This is a genomic window from Chlorogloeopsis fritschii PCC 6912 (assembly GCF_000317285.1).
Lineage (GTDB): Bacteria > Cyanobacteriota > Cyanobacteriia > Cyanobacteriales > Nostocaceae > Chlorogloeopsis > Chlorogloeopsis fritschii.
In genome coordinates this window covers 1-20,481 of sequence record NZ_AJLN01000119.1, presented here as the reverse complement: position 1 = coordinate 20,481, position 20,481 = coordinate 1, and the positions used below count along the sequence as shown (strand labels likewise).

Sequence of the window (20,481 nt, the reverse complement as noted above, 5' to 3'; positions counted from 1 at the left end):
TTCAGCAACGCCGCAAATTTCATTTATTTGAACCACAATTTTTTGTAGGGGCGGGTTTAGCAGATATCCTTTCGGTTTGAGCTAGAGATTGAAACAAAACCCGCCCTTACAGTATTGTCTGGTCTATTCATCTGAAAATGGCTGTAATATCAAGTTCGCCTAATTAGTTATAATTCGGTGCATCTGTGCAAAAACTGCAAAATCTTTTTTCCCCTGCTCCCTGCTATACATCCTTTCCAGCCAGTTTAGCCACAACTGTCAGTAATTGAATTGGCTCTACTGGTTTGGGAACGTGCATCTGAAATCCAGCAGCAAGAGCCTGGAGGCGATCGCCTTCTCTGGCATAAGCAGTAAGAGCCGCCGCTGGGATTTGTCCACATTGTTCTAGCGGTAGTTGGCGAATTTGCCGAATCAGAGTGTAACCATCCTCGCCAGGCATACCAATATCACTCAAGAGTACATCTGGTTTTACCAATTGTAGTATTTGTAGAGCTTCACGAGTAGAAGCGGCGGTAGTGACATTGGCACCGTATTCTGAGAGTGCAGTTGTCAAAAATTCCCGCGTATCTGCCTCATCATCAACTGCCAGAATCTTTAGCCCCTGGAGATTCAGGGTAGTCTGCCAGTCTGTTTGTCGCTGAATTGAAAGTTCTTGTTGACTTGGTGCAGAGTCAGTGTCAAGCAGTGGCAATTTTACGGTAAAGGTTGCTCCTTGCCCTTCACCTTTGCTAGTAACTGAAACCGTACCGTTATGTAGTTCTACCAAATTTTGCACGATCGCAAGTCCCAGCCCCAATCCTCCCTCTGTACGAGTTGTTGTGGCATCTGCTTGCCGAAAACGAACAAAAACATAAGGCAAAAACTCAGGATTAATTCCTTTGCCGGTATCGCTTACCTGAATTTGAGCATAAGAACCAACCCACTCTAGTCGAATTTCAATTCGTCCGCCTTCTGGAGTAAACTTAACAGCATTAGAAAGCAGATTCCAAACTATTTGTTGTAAACGTTCTGGATCGCCGGAAACTAAGCCAACATTGAGATTAAGCCTAGATTCAATCTGGATAGATTTGGTTTGAGCAGTGGGGCTAACTGTATCTAATGCTGCCCCAATTGCCGAAATTAAACTGGTTGGGCGTAAATTCAAACGAATTTGCCCTCGAATAATCCGCGAAATATCGAGTAAATCTTCAATTAGTTGAGTCTGTGCTTGAGCATTGCGCTCAATTGCTGCGAGCGCTTGTTCGGTTGTGTCGGGAGATAATCTGCGGGTACGGAGCAGGCGTGACCATCCTAAGATACCATTGAGGGGCGATCGCAATTCATGGGAGACAATTGCTAAAAACTCATCCTTCATGCGACTAGCTCTTTCGAGTTCGATCCGAGCAGCACGTTCTCTCTCCAAAGCCTGTATCCGTGCCTCTTCTGCTTGTTTGCGATCAGTAATATCCAAATCCACACCAGTCATCCGTACTGGGTTGCCAATAGCATCGTAAAACACCTGTCCTCTACTGGCTGCCCAACGAATCTTACCGTCTGGCTTAACAAATCGAAACTCTACATTGTACTCTTGTTGCTCATAAACAGCGCCATTGATTGCTTGTAAAATCCACTGGCGATCGTCTGGATGAATCATTGCCAGCACTGTTTTATATCGGCAGTCAAAGCTGCCGGGTTCAAGACCAAACAGTCGTTCTAAATTTGCTGACCAGTAAACTTCCCCAGTTTGAATATTCCAATCCCAACAGCCCATATTAGCAGCTTCTAGTGCCAAATTTAACCGCTCTTGGCTCTCTCGCACTGCCTGTTCCGATCGCTTGCGTTCTGTCAAATCGAGAACATAGCATAGCCCTTCGCGATCGCTATCAAATAACGCTCCACCAATTTCCACCCACACTCGGCTGCCATCTTTACGGAAAAACTCTTTCTCGAAGGGGGTAAAGGTGCCAACGGCTTGAACTTCTTCTACTGCCTGTTGGCTTCGTTCTATATGTTCGGGTGGTGTGAGTGTATCCCAGCGAACTTGTCCAGCAAGCAAATCTTCTTGATTAAAACCAACGGTTTCAAGAAAAGCGTCATTTACATCAGTAATGTTACCATGTACATCACCAAAGAAAATACCAATGATATTAGAGTCTACAATCCGCCGTAGTTGAGCTTCGCGTTGACGCAAGGCAGTTTCTGTTTCTTTGAGCTTGGTAATATCACGGGTAACAGTCAATACTGAATCAATGTAACCCTCTTCGGTAAACTCTGGTACAATTTGAGTTTGGTAAAAGTGAATTGTGCCATCGGGAGCCGGAAAACCAAATTCGTCTACTTGCGTCTGCCCTGTTTGGAATGCGGCTTGCAGGTTTATTTGCCATTGCTGATGTTGCTCTTCGTTTTTCCAAACTTCTGCTACTGTTTTGCCAATCAACTCCTCAGATTTTAAGCCAGTTGCTTTTTCATGCACACTGTTCACATAAATGTAGCGTAGTTCACGGTCAATCCGCATCACTACATCTGGAGAGTTCTCTACTAGTGCCGCCAGTTCCTGCTTTTGATGGCGAAGTTCTGCTTCTGCTTGACGGCGATCAGTGACATCCCGCCATGTAGCAACAAAGCCATCTCCGAATTTAGCAATGCGGATATCATAGGCTCGAATCAAACGCCTATGCCCAAAGTTATCTTCGTAAATCAATTCATCTTTTACTAGAGGTTGCCCAGTTTCTACCACCTGGCAGTATTCATCAAATAAGCCGCAGTCTCGATGCCCTGGTAAAATTTCACACAGCCCCCTGCCAATCTGCTCCTCGCGAGTCATGAGATTGCTAAGACAAGCTGCATCATTGACATATTCAACTCGGAAGTCTACAATATGCCCAGACTCATCGCGAATAGCACAGTAAACCCCAAAACAGTCCAGCATATTTTCAACAGAGGTGCGAAAGCGTTCTTCACTTTCTTGTAATTGCTGGTTGACTTCGGTAAGTAAGAGGTTTAATTGAAACAGTTTCTTGCTAAGTTGAGCATGAGTTTGAGTATCACCAGTTGGAGCAACTAGAGAAGTATCCCGCTCTACAATGGCAGTTCCAATTACTAATCCCACAACGCACTGTATCAGCAAGCTCAAATTATGAGTCTGGAGAATGTCGGCTGCTAGCGGAAATCTTGGCAGTGAAATAAAGTTGGGATTAAGGAGCAAGTAATAAAAAAGTGTTAATAGTACACAAAAGCTGGCTGTCAGCATTCCACCCGTAGCGCCAAAGCGGATTGCTGCCCACACAATAGGAATGAAGCTTAACAGGGAAAGCTGCTCAAATACAAAATTTGTTTCCTGTGTGGCTTGGACAGTAAACCAAGCGATATAGGTGCTAAATATAACAATCAAGACTATCTCAGACGAGCGAGCGGCAATTAATTGGAAGTGGTTAGTTGCAGATTGCTCTGTTACTGATATCAATCGGCACTGCCGCAAAAGTGGAGTCAATAGTAAAAGCATTGGCGGCGCGATCGCCATTGTCGCGATCGCATTTCCTAACCACCAGTGAGCGATCGTAGTACTCAAGCTTGCTTCTGGTAGCTTTCCCAAGACAAATAAAGCTGAGGTGCCTGCGATTGCTGAAGTAGCGCAAGCAGCTAGGGGCGCACTCACAATGAACGTGATAGTATTTCTGAGTCCTTGGAGAGTTAGTGAACCTTGAAAACAATAGCGATAAATAAACCAGGCTACCAGAGGTTCTATAACATCCGTTAACCCTACTAGGCGATTCCAACCATCGTTACCCCAAAAAGGTGCCATCGTTACAGAAGCGATTCCTGCCAAGATAGCACCAATTGGCCCAAACCAGAATGTTAAAGCGATCGCAACTCCAGATGGAGGAAACCACAAGGAAACAGCAAGTTGAACCCGGTAAAACAGCGCCATGCCGTGAGCCAGGAAGAGTGCTAGCACAGCTATCAGGAGGACGATCCATCGATTGCGGAGCATGAACTTCACAGGGCAGGAATCAAAGATATAACTTTTACTATCTCATAAGTTCTTTGTAGCGCAACGTCTTAAATGCGATCGCTAATCATGGGGGTGTTGCACTGCACCAAGTTGTTAGGTAGTGTACTTAGTATCTCCCTTATGTAGCAGTTGACAACAGAAGTCAGCATGATTGACAACATGGTACAAGGGTATCATGCTAATTTGTTTAGAACTTAAATGCTTTATGGTGGGGGCTTATGATTAGGGGAGAAAAACCTATCGCTATAGACCTGTTTGCTGGAGCTGGTGGCTTTGGTTTGGGTTTTGAAATGGCTGGTTTCTCTGTGCCTCTATCTGTTGAAATTGATACTTGGGCTTGCGATACGCTGCGTTGCAACCGCCCCGATATGACAGTTATTCAACATGACATCCGTAATTTTAATACGGAAAGTAGTGTTAAGGAAATTTGTATCTTTAAACCAGACATTGTGATTGGCGGGCCTCCATGTCAAGGTTTTAGTATTGCTGGGCCGGCTCAAAAAGATCCTAAAGACCCCAGAAACAGTTTGTTTATTAACTTTGCTCAATGGATAAATTTTCTTGAACCTAAAGCATTTGTAATGGAAAATGTAAAAGGATTACTGTCACGCAAAAATGCAGAGGGACAAAAGGTTATAGATATTATTAGGAAGACCTTTCAAGACCTTGGATACTTTGTGGAAGTATGGATTTTGAACGCTGCTGAATATGGTGTACCGCAGATTAGAGAGCGCATTTTTATCGTCGGCAATAAGATGGGCAAAGAGTTAGCCTCTCCTAGAAAGACGCACTCTCTAGAACTACAACATATAAGTCAATCTCAACTATCTGTTTTTGATGGCACAGAGGTACTACCTGCTCTAACTCTATGGGACGCAATATCAGATTTACCAGAGCTTAATGCACGGGAAGGTAACGAAGAGCAACCTTATATTGTGGAACCTCAAAACAATTATCAAGTTTGGGCTAGACATGGTAGTTACATACTTTATAATCATGTTGCGATGGAACACTCCGAGCGGCTTGTAGAACGCTTTAAACATATTAAATGGGGTGAATCAAGTTCAGATGTACCAAAAGAACATGGAGCCAGACGACGTAGTGGCAATGGCGAGTTATCAAATAAAAGTTATGACCAGAACAATCGCCGCTTAAATCCCCATAAGCCTTCACACACAATTGCAGCCTCGTTTTATGCTAATTTTATTCATCCTTTTCAACATCGAAATTTAACAGCTCGTGAGGGAGCAAGAATTCAGTCTTTTCCTGATAACTATCGTTTTCTAGGAAAGAAAACTGTTGTATCCCATAAGCTATTACATCGAGAAGCAAGATTCGATGAGAAATTTCTTTGCCAGTACAATCAAGTCGGTAACGCTGTCCCACCTATTCTTGCGAAAGCAATTGCACTTCATCTGCTAGAGAAATTAGAGCTATGCCAACAACTGATAGAAATCCGCTAGTTCATGGCTCTAACCTTGAGCAGAAGGAAAACCATCGTACCAAATATAGAGACGTCGATAGTAGAAAATACCTCAACGAAATTAGAACTGAGTACAATAAATGGCATTTAGCCAATATGAATTTAATCGGCCCAACATCAAAACCTACTGAGCAGGATGACGCAATAATTGCTGAAAGAGTAGAGCTTCTCTCTACATACAAAGATTTTTTAGATCAGCAGCATTATGCTGAAAAATTTGACTCAAGATCAAACCTTCATTCTAGTGTTTTAGAGGAATTTCTTTATTATTTATTTAAAGATTTGACAGGAGATTTTGGAGAAAACGCTCTTATTGGTAAGTCACATACATTTAAAGATATCTTCTTTGTGCCACCAAAATATTCTGAAATGCTCAAGCGACCGTATGCGCGGATTGAGAAGAAGGATCATGATTTTGTCATTGGTGCAACTATTCAAGTATCATTTGAAGCAGCACCTCCCCCAGAGCAAGATGAAAATACTGGTGAGATACTTCCTCTTCTAAAAGAAGAGCCAAGTACATATTCTGAGGTGACAGTTACAGGTAACACCGAGACACACATTTTTGACATACCAGTTGTTGCAATCGAGTGTAAGACGTACCTTGACAAAACTATGCTTGAAGGTTCTTCACGCGCAGCAGAAGATTTAAAGGCAAGAAATCCTAATAGTTTGTATCTTGTGGTCATGGAGTGGGTTAAGCTAACCAGTGATGTAAATTTACGAAAATATAAGGTTGACCAAATTTATGTACTACGTCAGCAGAAAAATACTGACCGAGAGTTTAGATACGAATTAACCTATGTCAAAAATCCAATTAACCCGATTGTTGTGCAACACCTCTTTAAAAAGGTGCGAAACCATTTAATAATGGATTGGACTGGCGGGATTGAACATGGTATACAGCGCGGATGGTTAATTGACGAATAGATAGGGGTTGTATTTAAATCCAACAGTATCGAAAAAATAGATCAAGTCGATTCAATAAGCAAAAAGGCATATTGCTTACTCAAAATGCTTAAATGAGTTCTCAAAATGCCCGATCGCTTTCTCATTTTGGTGTTTTCCGCAAGCAAAAAGGCATATTGCTTACTCAAAAAGCCTAAATGCTTTCTCATTTCAGTAAATCGCGCACTCCTAAAGGTATTTTCCGCAGGCAAAAAGGCATATTGCTTACTCAAAAAGCCTAATTGCCTTCTCATTTCGGTAGATCGCGCACTCATTTTAGTGTTTTCCGCAAGCAAACGGCAAATTACATTCTTAATTTACTTATTTGCTAACTCATATCAGTAATTCTTGCACTCACGATCGCGATCGCTTTGTAGCAAAAGCTATTGCAGATTTGCCGAAATACTCTCAAGGCAATCAATACGGGAAATTATTAAAGTAAATATTATTACCCGTAATTGAGAAGAAGGTGTAGATTATGGCTCGTCAAAAAAGAAGCTCTAAAATTTTAGAAAGAGCAGTGCGTCGTGCGGCTAGCATGAACTCAATTGATCCGAATTTAAATGTAGGCAATGGACTTACCTTATCTACCTTCTCAACTCTTATTGAGAAGATGCGAACTCAAGAAAATACCTACAATACTGCCCTTTCCAACTTGGATAAGTTATACCGTGAAATGCTCCAAACAGAGCGCGAGTTGGCAGATATGGCAGAGCATATGCTGTTGGGAGTTGCGACTCGATATGGCAAAAGCAGCACAGAGTACAGCATGGCGGGAGGAGTTCCCAAAAACCAGCGTCGCAAAGGGCTGCGAGGTGAGCCGCCAACTCCCAATTCACAGCAACCTGCGTTTGTTGCCAGTGTGGAAGGTAATGGGAGTGGAAAGAAAGCAGCAACCTAATTAATTGCGATCGCGAAAACCTTGCTGCCCGTTAATTGGATCGAAGAGCACATCATATTTATCAAAAAATCCGATCCCGCTATTCACAACCACAGGATGCTGTGCCCCTGGAGATACATTAATATTCCACAGATCAAACCCGTCGCGGTTTCCCGGCACAACGCTGTAGTCAAAAATGCCAGGAATTGTTACCTGTACCTTATTTTCTGGGCGTAACTTTCCTGGTTTGAGTTTACCCGCAAGAGAAGCAGACTTAATTTCAGTAAAACCACTATTTGTTCCTGTATCGGTGAGCATTTTGCTGTTACAGGTATTGTTCATTGAGCTTCCAGTGATAGTTATACAAACTCCATTGAGTCTAGAATCCCATCTGCTGCCAGGTATGCCACTAATCGCAGGTTGTTTGCTTAGGGAAGTCATTTTAAAACCTTCTCGATTCTCTGCTGTCAAACCGAGAATTAGACTACTGTTACCGCCATTACTATTACCAGTAACAATAAATCCATTACTGAAATTTCCTGGTAATTTTCTCAATGGATTATGGGGTAATGACTTTTCAAAATAGTTGACACCGATAATACCAGAGAAGGGCGTCCCACTTTTGGCAGAACAATTAGGTTTTTGAGCGATACATTGGCGACTAGTAACAACCTGCACGGGAATCGGTTCCTCTGTTGGAATCGGCCCAATCCGTGCATTAGTATAAACTAATTCTCCTTGTAGGATAGTGCCATCATTTAATACTTCCTTGACAACTTTACCCGTTCTGCGGATGGGGAAATTTCCCAAAAACTCTTTCGGAACTCTCAATCCTGCGGAGCCTGTATCCATTAAAATCCGTCTTGGCTGCCCACCTGCCACTGCTACCTCTAGAAAATAGCCGCGAGTTCTTTGCCCGACGGAACCTTTTGTATACAAGGGAAGTGATAGGGAATTATAGCTTGGTTTGCGGGTTGTGATTTGGGAGATATCCCGCAAAACCTGGTTGGGAAAAAGGGCTAGAAATCCATTTTGTCGTTGCCCTACAGGTTCTGGCGCATAATCCCAAAGGCTTTCGTAGTAGAAAAAGACTACACCTAAACCACGTCCTTGAGCAGCCCGTACTTGAGACTGGATTTGTTGCATAGAAACTGGGCGATTTCTCAATCCTGACATAATACCTATGCCAGTAGGTATTAATTGTTGCGTTTCGATAATTTCTGGGCGAGTAAGTTTACTGTTAAAAGTTTGTAAATCATCACGGTAAACTTGCATGACAAGCTCATCTACAATACCCAGGCGCACCCAGTTAAGCCAGTCTTGCAATTGAAATTTGTAAGCAAAATCGTAGTAATTAGGAGAAACAGAAAAAATTGCATTGGGTTTTCTTGCTTTCACAGCTTGGTTGAGCTTGATCATAAACGCTGTGATTTTATCTGCCCGCCATTGCATCCATGCTTGAGCTTGAGGATTGGGTGGGGGAGGATTGCCCGTTTCCTTAGTGTACAGGTCAATTGTGTACTTGTCGTAACCAAAATCCACAGGTAAACTCATGTGGTCGTCAAATTGAATACCATCAGCGTTATATTTGGTAACCACTTCCACCACAAGATCGGTAATAAACTTTTGCACTTCTGGGTGGAAAGGATTAAGCCACGCCACCTCACCCGCAGCACTAATTGAAGTTTGGGTGCCATCCCGCTTTTGTGTTAGCCAATTTGGATGTTCTGATGCCAGTTCTGAAGTTAGAGGAGCCATGAAGCCAAACTCAAACCACGGGATCGCGAGTAAACCTTGGCGACGGGCTTGAGCAATGATATCTGCAATTACATCTTGTCCCTCTGCACCTTTGAAGAAAAAAGGGATACCCATTCGTTGCGCTACTGCACTGGGATATTTTGTATAGCCATCATTCCAAACCACGGGGTAGATTGTGTTAAAGTTCATTCGACGCAATTGCTCAATTGCATCTTGTAGTTTGGCGCGATGCCTGAGGATGTCAAAGTCATTATTAGTTAGCCAAACACCGCGAATTTCTTGGGCGGGTGATTGGGAGAGTTGAGCAGTGACAGGAGTGAGGTTTTCTAGTAGCAGTACTGTAGCAAATGCGATCGCAAACAGAACTGGGAGAAGACGCTTTATTGGGTAAATGAAAGGTAGTTGCATAAGTATAGATAATAAGTTAGCGAACTTAGCGTTAAATTTTATACTTTATCTCTTAGAGATGAGTTGCCATGAGTTTCTAGATATTTATGCATTTATGCTGAATAATGAGGTTAATTTATAAACTTCCATTCAATCCAATCACTAAATTACTTCACCAGGAACACTGATGCAGATTTAGCTTAGTCAGGTAATTGACGTAGGTAATGAGTGAGGAGTGCCAAGTAACGCTGAAGAGTATCCGCAAAAACCGCCGCTAATGTCTATTGATGGAAGGGCGATCGCAACTGTACGCATGGTGGAAATCCAAGCAATTTTTGTAGGGTGGGCACTTTCCACAACGTAAAAATAAGGATTTGAGGAAAGTTACGCAGTGCCCACCTTACGGTTATTGAGAATGGTGCAAGATTTCACAGATGCAAACTTTAAAATCCAGACAGCATCTGACGCTTTTTAAAGTTTGTAGACGCAAGGCGGCTTCGGTGCAGGGTATTTTGTAGACGCATTCGCCGTTAGGCGTTGCGCTAGCTAGCGGCTTCCGCAGGTATTTTGAATTGGTACAGGATGTTCAGTTAGTTTTAACTGACTTGAACTATTAGCATGGTAGACGCCCTCCGGGCGGCTTCCCTTAGGGTACTTAAGTTCCAGGCTAATTAGGGGCAAGGTACAAATTGAGAGCCATCAGACTCGAAGTTTCTTGCTCACAAACATAGACGTAGGAGACAGGCTAAATACCTTAAATATTGTCATTCTCCGTCTTGTCTATATTCGTTAAAAGTTCTAGCTGTCTTTTCTAAACCTAAATCCGCTGCTATTAAATCAATACCATCAAGAATTTTACTGGGCTTGACAATTCGCAAAGCAGTAAAACATTTATCTCGGTAATTAGGGTTATTTTGGAAAAAGGATATTGCTTTTTTTAAAGGTTCAATCACGGGATAGGCTGTTTCTGCCTTCTCAATTGCCTCTTTTGGGATTGGAGACTTAAGCCTTTGGATCGCTAAATCAATTAAATCTCTCGATTCTACCGAGGAATCATTCCATCTATCAGAATTAGCTAAAAGTTTTTCAGCAAAACAGTCAATTTCATTTAAGCATGGTACGGGCGACCAACTGGGATAATCTGGTTCTCCCAATTCGATACGTCCCTCCATAATAATCTCAAATTTAATCAGAGTTTCATCAACTATAATTGCAAATCTTACCCCGTATTGGTCAGCTTTGATTTCTGCGGGTAGGCTGAGATTATTTTGAGTATTAAAGAGGGCATTATATTGATTTTCAGCTATTTTTTGTCGCAGTAGCCGATAGCCAGCACCAGTGGAACAAAGAAAATCTATATCCTTGCTTAATCTATATTCTCCATGATTTAAGCTAACCAGAGTACCATCGCCAAAATATGCGCCACATTCTAATAAAAAATTAGCATTTAATTGATTCAGAACCCTTAAAATTTTTTGATGAAATTCCCTGTCAAACATTTGCGCTTTTAACCATGAACCATAATATTGAGCTAACTGCTGCACAAATAAAGCTTCTGTTTGGCTCAAATCGCCTAAAACTCCTCGGTAATGCCACCCTCGTTCATATATTCTGAGCATCTCTAAAAGAGTAAGATTTTCTATATCTTCTCTTTGCCAACATAATCTTTCTAAAAAGGGTAATTTTTCCGGTATTTGAATTTGAGGTTTAATATAGCGGTTTCTAGTCTGCTCAGGTACAAATTTATCTGTGTTCATCTGTGTTCATCTGTGGTTAATTATTTCTTCCTGTACCTCACTGGGTCGGGAAACGCTATAAACTGCATCTTATTATCTTCGCCCCTCTTCTATCATGAAGCAGATTGAGGTTTTATCCAACGCCACTTCTTGCCGCAGTTTTTGCATTCTGGTAATTGCATCATTTAATGATTCAGCCATGAGTTTTCAATTCTGCCAGTTGCCAACCAAGCTTTTCCAAAATCAGTAAACTCTATCACCAACAACCTTCAAGCCGTTGTGAAGAAAATTTTTCCCTTCTGCTCTTGCCCGGTTACTGAGCGAAGTTAAAGTACTGCCTTTCTTCATTACACCTGATAAACCCGCCCTTTCCAAGCGCCACCCCGCCCTTGCCAATGACGCACTGCGGAATCTACAGTCATGACTGTATAAAGAAAAGCAATTCCCGGTAAACACAAAGCCAGCCAAGAAGAACATTTATAAAAGCGGATTATCGGTAAGTAAGCTAGCGACATCAACAGCCATGCCAATAAACCTATCACTGCTACCAACCAATTCCCCGTCAACCCGCCCAGAATTAAACTCAAAGGTGGAACCATGTAAACTAACGTCATCCCCACTACCGTTCCAGCTAACAATAACGGCGAATAGTTGAGTTGAGTAAAGGCTGTGCGGGCAACCATATCCCAAATGGTAGCGAGAGAAGGATAGGGGCGCAGGCTGCGAGCCGAATTGCTAAGTCCTAGCCAAATGCGCCCGTTACCGCTAGACTTGACTGCATGAGCAAGGGCACAATCATCAATTAACGCTTGCCGAATTACTTGTATACCCCCAATCCGCTCTAGTGCTTCTCGGCGAATTAAAATACAGCCCCCCGCAGCAGCAGCAGTTGATTTATCTGGATTATTAACCCAGCGAAAAGGGTAAAGTTTTTGAAAGAAAAAAACAAAAGCTGGGATCAAAAGTTTTTCCCACAGGTTCTCACATCGCAGTCGTACCATCACCGAAACCAGCTCTAAATCTTCCTGTTGTGCCTTCGCAACCAAATGGGAGAGATTTGCGGAATCGTGTTCAATATCTGCATCAGTGAACAAAAAGTAGTCTGGTTCTGGTAGATAATTAGACTGGAGTGTTTCTATTGCTTGTTGTACGCCTTGCTCCATTGCCCAAAGTTTACCTGTCCATCCAGAAGGTAATGGTTTGGCAGTAATAATTTGTAATTGGTTGTCTTTGTGCAGTGCTTGGGCAGTTTGTTTGGCAACTTCAGCTGTTCCATCTGTACTGCGATCGTCTACCAAAAAAATGGTAAACAAGCCCCGGTAGTCTTGAGTTAAAAGCGATCGCAAGGTGATTGGCAGTAAATCTGCTTCGTTACGGGCAGGAATGACTGCACAAACTGATGGCAATCCTTCATCCTGTGTTTGTGCAACTGCTAATTGCCGATCTATTTGCCAAAACTGCCCTCGCCCAATCAGCAACCCCACCCAAATTAATAAAGATAGAAGTGCCAGACTTAATTCAATTGCTGCCATAACCTTACTGAGGAAAAACTTTACATACTGCTGCTATATTCAAATTATGTTGTTATTAAAAGCATACATATTAGAACGAGTATAGACCATACTTGGATTGAAGTATTGCATTGATGTATAGTAGTTTAAATCATACTCGTAATATCTAGAGCAGACAAATTGAATTCTTTTGTCTGCCTAAGTTTTAATGTCGTTTACTTAGGCAGAATGATTTGAATGTTATTATTCTCGTTGATTAATCAAATCCCAGAGAAAATTACATAATGTTTTTGCATTGGTGACAGGAAAATGTAGTATATTAATGAAAATTTTAATTCGTTAGTTATTTAAATATTTACATATGCTTATTTACTCAAGCTTTGCTCAATGCTTTTAATACTAACAATAAGCAAATCCATTAAATACAGTTGCTAGCTTGACTAATTTTTTGGTAACAATATCTAGCCACCCAGTCAGCAAAACCTAATTAAAAATTATTCCATGCAAACTGAAAACAGGGTTACAGTATCAACACTCCCAGAGGCGATCGCTGCAAGCCAGAATTATCTGCTGTCAATTCAAAATCCTAGTGGGTACTGGTGGGCTGAGTTAGAATCCAATGTCACCATTACTGCCGAAGTAGTGCTACTTCATAAAATTTGGGGAACAGATCGCTCTAGAGCTTTGCACAAGGTTGAAACATATCTGCGTTCTCAGCAACGACAACACGGTGGCTGGGAACTTTTTTATGGAGATGGAGGCGAACTCAGTACTTCAGTAGAAGCCTACATGGCTTTGAAATTGTTGGGCGTGCCCCAAAACGATCCAGCAATGATTAAGGCACGAGAATTTATTTTAGAGCGAGGTGGCATTAGCAAGACTCGCATTTTTACTAAGTTACATCTGGCGCTGATTGGTTGCTATAGCTGGGAAGGCATTCCCTCCCTGCCACCTTGGGTAATGTTGCTGCCAGAGAATTTTCTATTTAACATCTATGAGATGTCAAGTTGGGCGCGTTCAAGCACTGTGCCGTTACTAATTGTGTGCGATCGCAAACCCGTCTATAAAGTAGAACCTGCGATTACCTTAAACGAACTATATGCAGAAGGAGCTGAGCAAATTAAGTTTACATTACCCAGCAAGGGCGATTGGACAGATTTATTTATCAGCCTTGACAGTGCGTTTAAATTTGCAGAAAAACTCAATTTAGTACCTTTTCGTGAAGAAGGTATTAACGCCGCCGAGCGGTGGATTTTAGAACGACAAGAAGCAACAGGCGATTGGGGCGGCATTATTCCGGCAATGCTGAATTCACTATTAGCGTTGCGAAGCTTAGATTATGATGTCAACGATCCGATTGTCGAAAGAGGACTCCAGGCAGTTGATAATTTTGCCATAGAAACAGAAGATAGTTATCGAGTTCAACCTTGCATTTCTCCAGTTTGGGATACAGCTTGGGCAATAAGAGCGCTGGTTGATTCTGGTTTATCACCCGCTCATCAAGCTTTGGTGAAAGCTGGAGAATGGCTGCTGAACAAGCAAATTTTAGACTACGGTGATTGGGCAATTAAAAATCGGCAAGGTAAACCAGGTGCTTGGGCATTTGAATTTGACAATCGCTTTTATCCCGATGTCGATGATACTGCTGTCGTGGTGATGGCGTTAAATGCCGTTCATCTTCCCAATGAAAAACTCAAGCACAGAGCGATCGCTCGTGCCGTGAATTGGATTGTTTCTATGCAATGTCGAGCAGGCGGTTGGGCTGCTTTTGATTTAAACAACGATCAAGATTGGCTGAACCTGATCCCCTATGGCGATCTTAAAGCCATGATCGATCCCAACACTGCTGATGTCACTGCCAGAGTATTAGAAATGGTAGGTAGTTGTAATTTATCAATGGATGCATCCAACCTCCAGCGGGCAATTAACTATCTGATTGCAGAGCAAGAGCCGCAGGGGTGTTGGTTTGGTCGTTGGGGAGTAAATTACATTTATGGGACAAGCGGTGTATTGACTGCTTTATCTGTCATTGCTCCTCAAACCTATCAAAACAATATTGAACGGGGTGCAGCTTGGTTAATAGAGTGTCAAAATCCTGATGGTGGCTGGGGAGAAACTTGCCGCAGCTACGATGATCCAAGCTTGAAAGGCAAAGGGCGCAGTACTGCATCTCAAAGCGCTTGGGCTTTAATTGGCTTGATAGCAGCAGGTAAAGCAACTGGCAATTTTGCAAAACCAGTACTAGAAAGGGGCATTAATTATTTATTAGCAACTCAAGCAGCAGATGGAACTTGGGATGAAGCAGATTTTACAGGTACTGGCTTTCCTTGTCATTTTTATCTAAAGTATCATCTTTATCAAGAATACTTTCCTTTAATAGCTCTTAGCCAATATCAAACACTATTTGGCTGAATTGATTTTGGATTTTGCACTACCAGTATTTAGTTGTGATTCTGTAAAAAATCTAAACTATAACAGGGAACAGGTGACAGGGTTAAAAGTCTTTTGGTGTTTAAGTTTTATCATCTGTTGATGTCCTAACAACTTTGGTTGTTGCTATAGTTTAAAAATTCTCTCTAATTTGTTGCTTGATAAATATTATACAAATCTAGAATCTCAGCTTTTAGAGGTTGTTTGAAAAGTCTAAATTAATACCAGCCCTGGCGATTAGAAATTGCGCCTACACAGACAAAACCTGCCTCCGCAGATTTAAAAATTTAGTTTTCTGTTAGTCCACGTACGGCTTTGCCATTGCCGCAGGCTAGGTGGACTTTGCTTGTGTAGTAGCGAATTATATTCGCCCAAAACTTTTAAAACATCCTCTGTCTAACTTTCCTCAAACCCTTATTTTTACTTTGTGAACAGTGCCCGCCTTGCTGTTAACAAACTTAGTTATATTATCTAGAGAATTGATTCTCTGGTGGGTTAGAGGGTAGGTGTAAAATATCAGTAACTATGAGGGAAGAATTCCATCTTTTAGAGTATGTACTTGAGTTTTAAGAGTGTAATAACTTGATGCTTGAATGCTAGATTGAGGTTGTATCAGTTGATATTAGATTGCGTTTATTTAAAGGCTTATGAATTAGGCTGACGTCGTGATTTTAAGAAAAGGCTCGCTACGTATGTCTATATTTCTTAACACCATTTCAAAAAAAATTGCGACAAATGGATTTACCAAATCCGGATACAGAAAGCAATTCACAATTCCATTTTCAAAATCTAAAAGCCAAAATGATATAACCTAATTCACATACTTGTATTCAGTGTTTAGTGAGGTTTGATATTATCTAGAAAATTACTGGAATCAAAGATAGAAATCTCTATAAGAATCTCGTACTTACCAACTTGAATGTATTAGTCAAAATCATAAATTAAACATAAATAAAAAATAAATAAAAAATATGTTACAGCACAAATATTGCAGTCAAAATTATGAAGTTTTAGTTAAGTCTCTATACAAAATTGTAAAAAAGTTACAAACTTCAGTATGATCAAACCCGAATGAGGAGTGTAAAAATGAATTTAATTATAGATGCATTAGAGATTCTAAAGGAAACTAGCCGGACATTTTACATCCCAATTGTTCGCTTACCACGGGGTTTGCAAGAAGCAGTAGCATCAGCATATCTTTGTATGCGAGCTATTGATGAAATAGAAGACCATCCAGAACTTGATAATCTTACCAAAGCAAAATTACTGCGAACAATTAGCCTCACGTTACAAGCAGCAGTTGATGGTTTTGCTGTTGATGCTTTCTCTGTGGGATTTACTACATATGAAAAAATATTACCAGAAGTAAGCTTTAGGATTAGAGAATGGGCAATACTTGCACCTGAAACGATCGCTCCTCGAATTTGGGATGCAACTGCCGCAATGGCAGACAGAATGGCATACTGGGCAGAAAACAATTGGCAAATTACTACAGAATCCGACTTGGATCGCTACACCTTTGGGGTAGCAGGTGCAGTTGGCTTGTTGCTCTCCGATTTATGGGTTTGGTACGATGGAACGCAAACTAACCGTACTCATGCGATCGGGTTTGGTCGTGGCTTGCAGGCAGTTAATATTATTCGTAACCACAAAGAAGATGTAGTGCGTGGGGTAGATTTTTTCCCAGAAGGTTGGAGCGCAGAAAATATGCAAGAGTATGCCCGTCGCAATCTTGCCCTAGCAGATGCTTATAATAGCGCCCTCCCGGATGGCCCTGCTTTAGATTTCTGCCAAATACCCCTGGGTTTAGCTTATGGTACGCTCAACGCGATCGCTGATGGCAAAGAAAAGCTCAGTCGCAGTGATGTTCTTGCCCTAATTGAGCAGGTAACAGCAGGGAAATAATCTCAAATACTAGCCCTTGCTGAGGTGCGTACACTAGGGCAGGGTACAGGTTACAGGGTACGGGTTACAGGGTACAGGACAATTAAACTCATCTGTCTCCTGTCCCCTATCCCCTATTACCTAACTTCTCTGTCTCCTGTCTCCTGTCCCCTATTACCTAACTTCCCATCTGCCTTCTACTTAGCTCTTTTTCATGTCTTGAGCCATTTTGCGAAAGTAATCCATCTTCGGATCGGGGCGACGACGAGGATTCAAGGAGGTTTCTGGAGTTACCTTTACCTCAGTTTCGGTTGGTTGCTTAATTTGCGATCGCTTAATGGTTGTTGCATCATCCGATTCTAAGAAATATCCAGGCTGAGTGAACCCAAATATCCTAGCCAGAAAACCGAATATTTGAGAAAAGATTTTTCTAATGAAACCAAATAATTGGTAGAGAAAGCCTTCAAGACGAATAAATGAGTTTCGGATAAATTGAATGACACCAAACATTACAGTGCCCCCAATAGTGGTTTATTATTATTTTGACTTAAATAGGGAAAATGTTGCTAGGAAATCAGGCTAACCAGAACAAATTCCGGCTAGCCTGTTATTTACAAGCTAAGGCTGATAGATACTATCCCCGTGAGTATTAACGTCTTCTTGCTTGCATTAGTCGTTCTTCGTATGTTCTGAAAGTAGGATAGCTTTGTTGATTCATGTCATAGAAGTACGGTTCTTGCTCGTAGTTGTAAGTATTGCGATCGTAACTTGACACTGTACTTGACGATGAATACAACGGGCGATAAACAGATCTAACGCGCTCTTCGTAATCGCGATCAATTGACAAATCTTCTGTAAATTCAGGCAAATCTTCTACTTGTTTTTTGGTTAGCCCTGGTACACTCACACGTCGTTGTGATTCATCAATGCGTGCCATACTAATCGGCAGCAAGACTTTCTTCCCAAATACCCAAAATCCTGTATCAACGATTAAATACCGGAAACGTCCAGTATCTTCATCGATTAAAATGTTTTGAACAGAACCAATTTTGTCATTTTTATCATCATAGACATCATAATTTTTGATGTCTGTGTTATCAAAAAGTTCTTTGTAATTGGGATAGTATTGGTCAAGTTTAACTAATGACATATCACTGTTCTCCAATCAATATTTCACTTCATCAAATACATTAGAGTTACTAAATTGCATCACTTTCTTGCTGCAAGTGAGACAATTAGTTACTATGCATTCTGCGCTGGTAGTTTGATGCCAAAAACTAGACTAAATTCCAAAAATCTAGTTAATAAATTCAAAATACAAATAATCTCTTTTGCTTGCTATGCTTTCTCTGATTTAGACGGAATATTCTCTGATAATCCGATACTTAACAACAAAAACAGCAATTTTTGCCTAACTTCGTGCCTACTCTATTAAATAGAGTAACTACTGTGATTTGACTTAGCCTCTATCAGAAGAAAGTATATACAGTTAAGAACATCTGTCAAAAGAAATAACAAATTCTGTCTGACAACACCATGCCTTCTCCAAGTGCTTTTATTGACAAGTTATATCAAACAACACATATCAATCTTGACTGAAGAAAGGATAAAGTAAGAATTGGTACAAGCCTCGCCACGTTAGGGCGAAAAAAATAATTTCATACTACCCTTCGGGAACCTGCCCTAACGGGCGTCTACACACTTCATACTTCAGCCTTCAATTGACTGCTGGGATTGATTTAATCCTCCAAATCTGACAATAATTATATTGATAATTATTGTCAATAAATCTATTTGCTCTCAATCACTAGCAATGACCATCATCCTAATGCTCGAAGAATACTTTAGAATGTGGGACGAAGCCAAAGAACTATGGGAGGAAGCCGAATATACTTCCAGGAGCCTAGAGAAATATGAAACTATTCTTCCAATGCCAACTTATCTAGGTCAAGGTTATGCAAAAGATATAGAAGTATTTCCAAATCTCTGCCTGACAATTGGCAATTATCTATATCACGATGATTTGCATATTCAAAAACCCGGAGGCGAGCATCCCTTACATTTTGATATCGCGCTTTCAGGAAAAATTAAAAGTGATTATGGAACACTGGGAAATGGTTGCACACTAATTTCCGGTGGTGGGATTCAAGCTCGCAAGATAGATAGAATTGACAAATTTGACCAGATTCTCAGTGTCCACATCTACATGGGACAACCGTTGATGTTGGCAAATTTTTTCCCAGGTGAAGATGGAGAATTACTGCCACAGTTGAAAATGCTGACACGGAATAATGATTGGCAGGAGAGAATTTATCTAAAAATGACTCCAGCACTTCAAGGAGTTGCCCAACAAATTATAAACTGTCCCTTTTGTGGTATCACCAAGCAAGTATATCTGCAAGGCAAGGTGTTGGAATGGATGGCATTACAATTAGCTCCAATTATCGCAGGCGATCGCAACTATAAATCAACCACACCAGGTTTTAAACCAAAAACCATCGATCAACTGCATCACGCCAGAGAAATTCTTCTATCTCGTTTGGAAAATCCTCCCTCATTATTGGAATTAGCTGTAATGGTGGGAGTCAGCCCTCGTACCTTGAAACGCGGATTTCCAGAGCTTTTTGGCACAACGGTGTTTGGGTATCTCTGTGATAGACGGATGGAATATGCACAAAAGTTACTGCGACAAGGAAATCTGACTGTCATCGAAGTTGCCAATATAGTTGGTTATTCTAACCCCGGACATTTTGCTGCGGCTTTTAAACGTCGCTTCTGTATTACACCCAAGCAGTATTTGAAACAGTTATCAGTGAACAGTTAGCAGTTATCAGTTAACTTTCAAGTGCTTCCAACCAAGTTTCTAAATCAGCCATGCTGGTAAAATCGAGCAACGCTTCACCAAGATTTTCCAATTGTTCCAAAGAAAGAGATTCAACGCGCTGACGCACCTCTTGCGGTAACTCCCCCACACGACGAGTTAATTGACGCAGGACAAGCGATTTTTCTCCTTCTTCCCTAATTTCCCGGTAAACCCGTGTTTCTTTTAATGTAATTCCCAACATTTCCTCTACCTCTGTTTGGCTTTTACCTTCAAACTTGTACACCATGATTGTCGTTAGTAAATCTATTATGGCGCGATTTGCTGGTTCAGGAGTTTCCCGCTGGCTCCTTGTGAGTAAATACTTTGCTTCCTCGGTAGCTTGTTCATCTTCTAGGATAGTCAATACCATCAATGCTACCCACACAGGTAAGGAGCGAATATCTCCTAATTCATCCAAATATATGCGATTTACCTGTGGACTGTTAAGTTGGCTTAAATAAGGACGAATATCACTTTGTTCTTTGCTGCGGGATGGGTATATTATTACAATTCGTAAATCACTAAATCTTTCACGATTACGGTAGAAATATAAATAGGATTCTGCAAATACTCTCTCATAAAGTCTTTCAGGTAGAGTCGAGGGAGAGTA

General features: G+C 41.2%; 15 protein-coding genes. 7 read left to right on the top strand and 8 right to left on the bottom strand.

Annotated features, from left to right (window positions below):
* Positions 1 to 223: 223 nt before the first annotated feature.
* Positions 224 to 3,970, bottom strand: coding sequence for a PAS domain S-box protein (locus UYC_RS36085; protein WP_016878370.1), 3,747 nt, complete (start codon positions 3,968 to 3,970; stop codon positions 224 to 226).
* A gap of 239 nt (positions 3,971 to 4,209) precedes the next feature.
* On the opposite strand from UYC_RS36085, the gene UYC_RS0127720 reads away from it, so the two are divergent.
* Together UYC_RS0127720 and UYC_RS0127715 are read left to right on the top strand one after the other, a co-directional pair.
* Complete coding sequence (locus UYC_RS0127720) at positions 4,210 to 5,454, top strand: DNA cytosine methyltransferase (protein ID WP_016878371.1); 1,245 nt, start codon at positions 4,210 to 4,212, stop codon at positions 5,452 to 5,454.
* The gene (locus UYC_RS0127715; RefSeq protein ID WP_016878373.1) at positions 5,427 to 6,404 is read left to right on the top strand and encodes a Bpu10I family restriction endonuclease; all 978 of its coding nucleotides are present in this window, start codon (positions 5,427 to 5,429) and stop codon (positions 6,402 to 6,404) included. The genes UYC_RS0127720 and UYC_RS0127715 overlap by 28 nt, the downstream gene beginning before the upstream one ends.
* A 41-nt stretch (positions 6,405 to 6,445) precedes the next feature.
* Here the strand turns inward: UYC_RS0127715 and UYC_RS39635 are convergent, their stop codons facing one another.
* Positions 6,446 to 6,697 (bottom strand): hypothetical protein, encoded by a 252-nt coding sequence (locus tag UYC_RS39635; protein WP_016878374.1) that lies wholly within the window; start codon positions 6,695 to 6,697, stop codon positions 6,446 to 6,448.
* A gap of 203 nt (positions 6,698 to 6,900) precedes the next feature.
* Here UYC_RS39635 and UYC_RS0127705 point away from each other — a divergent pair, with 203 nt between their 5' ends.
* Entirely contained in the window at positions 6,901 to 7,323 is a 423-nt protein-coding gene (locus UYC_RS0127705; protein WP_016878375.1) for a hypothetical protein, read from the top strand.
* Here the strand turns inward: UYC_RS0127705 and UYC_RS0127700 are convergent, their stop codons facing one another.
* Positions 7,324 to 9,468 (bottom strand): glycoside hydrolase family 10-like protein, encoded by a 2,145-nt coding sequence (locus UYC_RS0127700; RefSeq protein WP_016878376.1) that lies wholly within the window; start codon positions 9,466 to 9,468, stop codon positions 7,324 to 7,326.
* A gap of 214 nt (positions 9,469 to 9,682) precedes the next feature.
* Here UYC_RS0127700 and UYC_RS40025 point away from each other — a divergent pair, with 214 nt between their 5' ends.
* Entirely contained in the window at positions 9,683 to 9,811 is a 129-nt protein-coding gene (locus tag UYC_RS40025) for a hypothetical protein (RefSeq protein ID WP_268744032.1), read from the top strand.
* 400 nt (positions 9,812 to 10,211) lie between these two features.
* Here UYC_RS40025 and UYC_RS0127695 read toward each other — a convergent pair whose 3' ends face one another.
* Positions 10,212 to 11,204, bottom strand: coding sequence for a nucleotidyl transferase AbiEii/AbiGii toxin family protein (locus UYC_RS0127695; RefSeq protein WP_016878377.1), 993 nt, complete (start codon positions 11,202 to 11,204; stop codon positions 10,212 to 10,214).
* 326 nt (positions 11,205 to 11,530) lie between these two features.
* Complete coding sequence (locus UYC_RS0127690; protein WP_016878378.1) at positions 11,531 to 12,715, bottom strand: glycosyltransferase; 1,185 nt, start codon at positions 12,713 to 12,715, stop codon at positions 11,531 to 11,533.
* 480 nt (positions 12,716 to 13,195) lie between these two features.
* On the opposite strand from UYC_RS0127690, the gene shc reads away from it, so the two are divergent.
* Both shc and UYC_RS0127680 read left to right on the top strand, forming a co-directional pair.
* Positions 13,196 to 15,106, top strand: coding sequence for a squalene--hopene cyclase (gene shc / locus UYC_RS0127685; protein ID WP_016878379.1), 1,911 nt, complete (start codon positions 13,196 to 13,198; stop codon positions 15,104 to 15,106).
* A gap of 1,104 nt (positions 15,107 to 16,210) precedes the next feature.
* The gene (locus UYC_RS0127680; RefSeq protein WP_016878380.1) at positions 16,211 to 17,029 is read left to right on the top strand and encodes a squalene/phytoene synthase family protein; all 819 of its coding nucleotides are present in this window, start codon (positions 16,211 to 16,213) and stop codon (positions 17,027 to 17,029) included.
* 180 nt (positions 17,030 to 17,209) lie between these two features.
* Here the strand turns inward: UYC_RS0127680 and UYC_RS0127675 are convergent, their stop codons facing one another.
* Both UYC_RS0127675 and UYC_RS0127670 read right to left on the bottom strand, forming a co-directional pair.
* Positions 17,210 to 17,518, bottom strand: coding sequence for a hypothetical protein (locus tag UYC_RS0127675; protein WP_016878381.1), 309 nt, complete (start codon positions 17,516 to 17,518; stop codon positions 17,210 to 17,212).
* Between the two features lie 139 nt (positions 17,519 to 17,657).
* A complete protein-coding gene (locus UYC_RS0127670) occupies positions 17,658 to 18,158 on the bottom strand; it encodes a PRC-barrel domain-containing protein (RefSeq protein ID WP_016878382.1) in 501 nt (166 codons plus the stop codon).
* Positions 18,159 to 18,821: 663 nt separating this feature from the next.
* On the opposite strand from UYC_RS0127670, the gene UYC_RS0127665 reads away from it, so the two are divergent.
* Positions 18,822 to 19,832 carry an AraC family transcriptional regulator gene (locus tag UYC_RS0127665; RefSeq protein ID WP_026087714.1) on the top strand — a complete coding sequence of 337 codons (1,011 nt, stop codon included), beginning with the start codon at positions 18,822 to 18,824 and terminating at the stop codon, positions 19,830 to 19,832.
* Between the two features lie 10 nt (positions 19,833 to 19,842).
* Here the strand turns inward: UYC_RS0127665 and UYC_RS0127660 are convergent.
* A partial coding sequence (locus tag UYC_RS0127660; protein WP_016879743.1) for a DUF2887 domain-containing protein occupies positions 19,843 to 20,481 on the bottom strand: 639 nt, incomplete at its 5' end.